General features: G+C 26.0%; 4 protein-coding genes. 1 reads left to right on the forward strand and 3 read right to left on the reverse strand.

Annotated elements, in window-relative coordinates; all coding sequences use genetic code 11:
* Nucleotides 1-1,294, forward strand: a 1,294-nt coding sequence (locus Q0J90_RS12335; protein ID WP_297278197.1) for an amino acid ABC transporter ATP-binding/permease protein, incomplete at its 5' end; no start/stop codon positions are given.
* A gap of 289 nt (nucleotides 1,295-1,583) precedes the next feature.
* Here the strand turns inward: Q0J90_RS12335 and Q0J90_RS12340 are convergent.
* The 3 genes from Q0J90_RS12340 to mazG form a co-directional block, all read right to left on the reverse strand.
* Nucleotides 1,584-2,012, reverse strand: a complete 429-nt coding sequence (locus Q0J90_RS12340; protein ID WP_297278198.1) for an ankyrin repeat domain-containing protein — start codon at nucleotides 2,010-2,012, stop codon at nucleotides 1,584-1,586.
* Between the two features lie 142 nt (nucleotides 2,013-2,154).
* Complete coding sequence (locus Q0J90_RS12345) at nucleotides 2,155-2,628, reverse strand: glutathione peroxidase (protein ID WP_297278199.1); 474 nt, start codon at nucleotides 2,626-2,628, stop codon at nucleotides 2,155-2,157.
* Nucleotides 2,625-3,419, reverse strand: a complete 795-nt coding sequence (gene mazG / locus Q0J90_RS12350; protein WP_297278200.1) for a nucleoside triphosphate pyrophosphohydrolase — start codon at nucleotides 3,417-3,419, stop codon at nucleotides 2,625-2,627. The genes Q0J90_RS12345 and mazG overlap by 4 nt, the downstream gene beginning before the upstream one ends.
* Nucleotides 3,420-3,448: the final 29 nt, after the last annotated feature.

The raw sequence follows: 3,448 nt of genomic DNA on the forward strand, positions 1-3,448 counted from the left end.
AATAGCACTTATCACAAGCGATATAGAATTATTAGAAGTATTTTATGCCCATACTATTTCACCTATAGCTATAGGAATATTAACTTCTCTTATAATGACAGTATTCATAGGAAGTTTCAATATCATACTAGGTGCTATTGCCTTTTTAGGATATTTTACTATAGGTTTTATTATTCCTTATTTTTCATCAAAATTTGGAAAAAATGATGGAATGGCTTATAGAAATGATTTCGGAAAATTAAACAGTTATTTTCTTGACAGCTTATGGGGAATAAAAGAAATACTTCAATTTGGATATGGTGAGAAAAGAATACAAAATATAGAAAGTAAAACTGATGATTTGATGGATTTAAATAAAAAATTAAAAAAATATGAAGGTATAATATCAGGATTTACAACTTCTGCTGTATCATTATTTACATTAGCTGTTCTTATTGTAAGTATAATGATATCAAAAGAATCAAATTTTGCTGCGATTATAATACCTACTATAGCAATGGTAAGCTCTTTCGGACCTGTTATAGCATTGAGTAATTTATCAAACAATTTATTTATGACATTAGCTAGCGGTGAGAGAGTACTCAATTTACTTGCTGAAAAGCCTATAGTAGAAGAAGTTTATGAAGGCAAAAAAGATATTTCTTTCAATGGTGTTCAATGCGAAGATGTATATTTCGATTATGAAGGCGAGAATATATTAAATGATTATAATTTAGAGATAGAGCCTAATAAAATAATAGGTATAAGCGGAAAAAGCGGAAGCGGAAAATCAACACTTCTTAAACTTTTCATGCGTTTCTGGGATATTAAAAAAGGAAATATTAAAATATCAAATACTGATATAAAAGATATTAATACAGATAAATTGAGAGATATGGAAAGCTATGTAACTCAGGAAACTTCTATATTCAAAGATACTATAGAAAACAATATAAAAATAGCTGATAAAAATGCTACTCATGAAGAAGTTGTGGAAGCATGTAAAAAAGCATCATTACATGACTTTATTATGAGTCTGCCAAATGGTTATGATACAAATGTAGGCGAACTTGGTGATACTTTATCAGGAGGAGAAAAACAAAGAATAGGAATAGCAAGAAGTTTCTTACATAAAGCTCCTTTCATACTTCTTGATGAGCCTACAAGTAATCTTGATAGTTTGAATGAGGCTGTTATATTGAAGTCCATAAAAGACAATAGTGAAAACAGAACCGTTGTTTTAGTTTCTCATAGACTTTCTACTCTCAATATCGCAGATAAAGTTTATAAGATGAAAACTGACAGAGTAAGTTAAAAAGAATCAAATAAAATTAAGTATATAATGAGAATCTGTATTTAATAGATTTTCATTATATACAAAAATTATCAAATATTGCAATCTTTATAATATAGATATATTCTATTATAAAAAAATCAAAAATATAATCATAGAAATTTACATATTAATTAAAATGCTTATAATTTAACAAATATAGCTAGAAATAACTATAAAAAATATAACATATATTCAATCATAAACTAAAATGATTTATAACTATATTTAAATTAATATAAGATATACATAAAAATAAATATGAATAAATTTACTTTTTAAATAAATGCAAATACGGAACATTCATTATCTCTGCCAAAGCAAGAGCTGAAAAATTTGCTTCTTCTATATTATAATCTGCTCCATTATCCAATAATACTTTTATGACTTCTTCAGACTGATTTTTTATAATGGCTGTATGCAATGGGCTAACTCCCCTTTCATTAATGGCATTAACATTAGCACCTTTTTCTATTAAAGCTGATACTACATCAGGATTATCTATCTGTACAGCAAGATGAAGACAGCTTATTTTATTATCTGCATAATTTACTTCTTCTTCTGTACTTTTTGATATAAGCTCCAATAATTTATTTATGTGATCCTCTAGGTCAAAATTTTCATCATCTTTCTTTTTAATGATCTTACTAAGTAAATCATATAATTTGGATCTTTTATACAAATTAGCATTAATAGGCATTAACTAAAACCCCTAAATTTAATATGCCAACATTATAATATAAACTTGAAATTTTGCAATAAATAGAGCGTAATATATATGTAAAAAATTGATAAAATAACTTTATAAAAAGTGGATTTAGTATACTGCAATATACAAAATATTATATAATTTTATCTATATATTTACTTATAGTACTGCCAGATGAAAAACTAGAAAATCTTTTTACTATATTACCATTTCTATCTATTAGAAATTTTGTGAAATTCCATTTTATATCTTTATTAAATAAATAATTGCTATTATTAATAAGATATAAATATAAAGGTTCTATATTTTTTCCCTTAACATCTATTTTTTTGAATCTATCAAAAGTAGTATTATATTTTAATTTACAGAAATTATCTATTTGCTCATTTGATTCTGGTGCTTGATTTAGAAATTGATTACAAGGAAAATCTAATATTTCAAAACCTCTGCTATTATAATTTTTATATATATTTTCTAAATCTTTGTATTGATTGGTAAAACCGCATCTAGTAGCTGTATTAACTATCAAAATAACTTTATTTTTATACTTTGCTAAAGATACTTCATTACCATTAATATCTTTAACATAAAAATCATATATGCTCATTTATTTTCTCTTTCTTTTTTCTTATATTCATTCCAAAGTTTATCCATTTCATCTAAAGACATATCTTCTAATTTCTTATTCATTTCATAGGCAGTTTTTTCAACATAATTAAATCTCTTTCTAAACTTTTCATTAACTTTAATAAGAGAATTTACAGGATTAATCTTATTCATACGAGCAAAATCAAGAACAGTCATAATCAAATCTCCTATTTCCTCTTCCAAATGTTCCTTATCCTGCTCTTTATATGCCTCTTTTACCTCCAAAAGCTCTTCTTCTACTTTTGACAAAGAATCATCAATATGCTCATATTCAAAACCTACGCTAGCTGCTTTTTTCATTAATTTATAGGATTTTTCCATAATAGGAAGAGATTTAGGTATTCCATCAAGCACACTTTTAAATTCATTTGCACTATCACTACCCTTCTCTTCTTTTTTTATCTTATCCCACTGCTTAAGTATACCCTGCACATCTTTTACATCACTGTCACCAAATACATGAGGATGTCTTCTTATAAGTTTTTCATTAATATTTTTACAAACATCATCTATGTTAAATTTATTTTCATCTTTTGCAAGCTCTGAAAAAAATACTACATGCAAAAGCACATCTCCAAGCTCTTCCTTGATATTCTCATAATCCTTGTTATTTATAGCTTCTACAAGTTCATAAGCCTCTTCTAAAAAACAAGGGATTAAACTATCAAAAGTCTGTACTCTATCCCAAGCACATCCGTTTTCACCTCTTAAAGTTTGTATTACAGATATAAGTTCTTCAAATGATTTCATTGTTATGACTCTTTTAAGATTTTTTTATT

It is taken from the genome of uncultured Brachyspira sp. (assembly GCF_944390595.1).
In the GTDB taxonomy this organism is placed as follows: domain Bacteria; phylum Spirochaetota; class Brachyspiria; order Brachyspirales; family Brachyspiraceae; genus Brachyspira.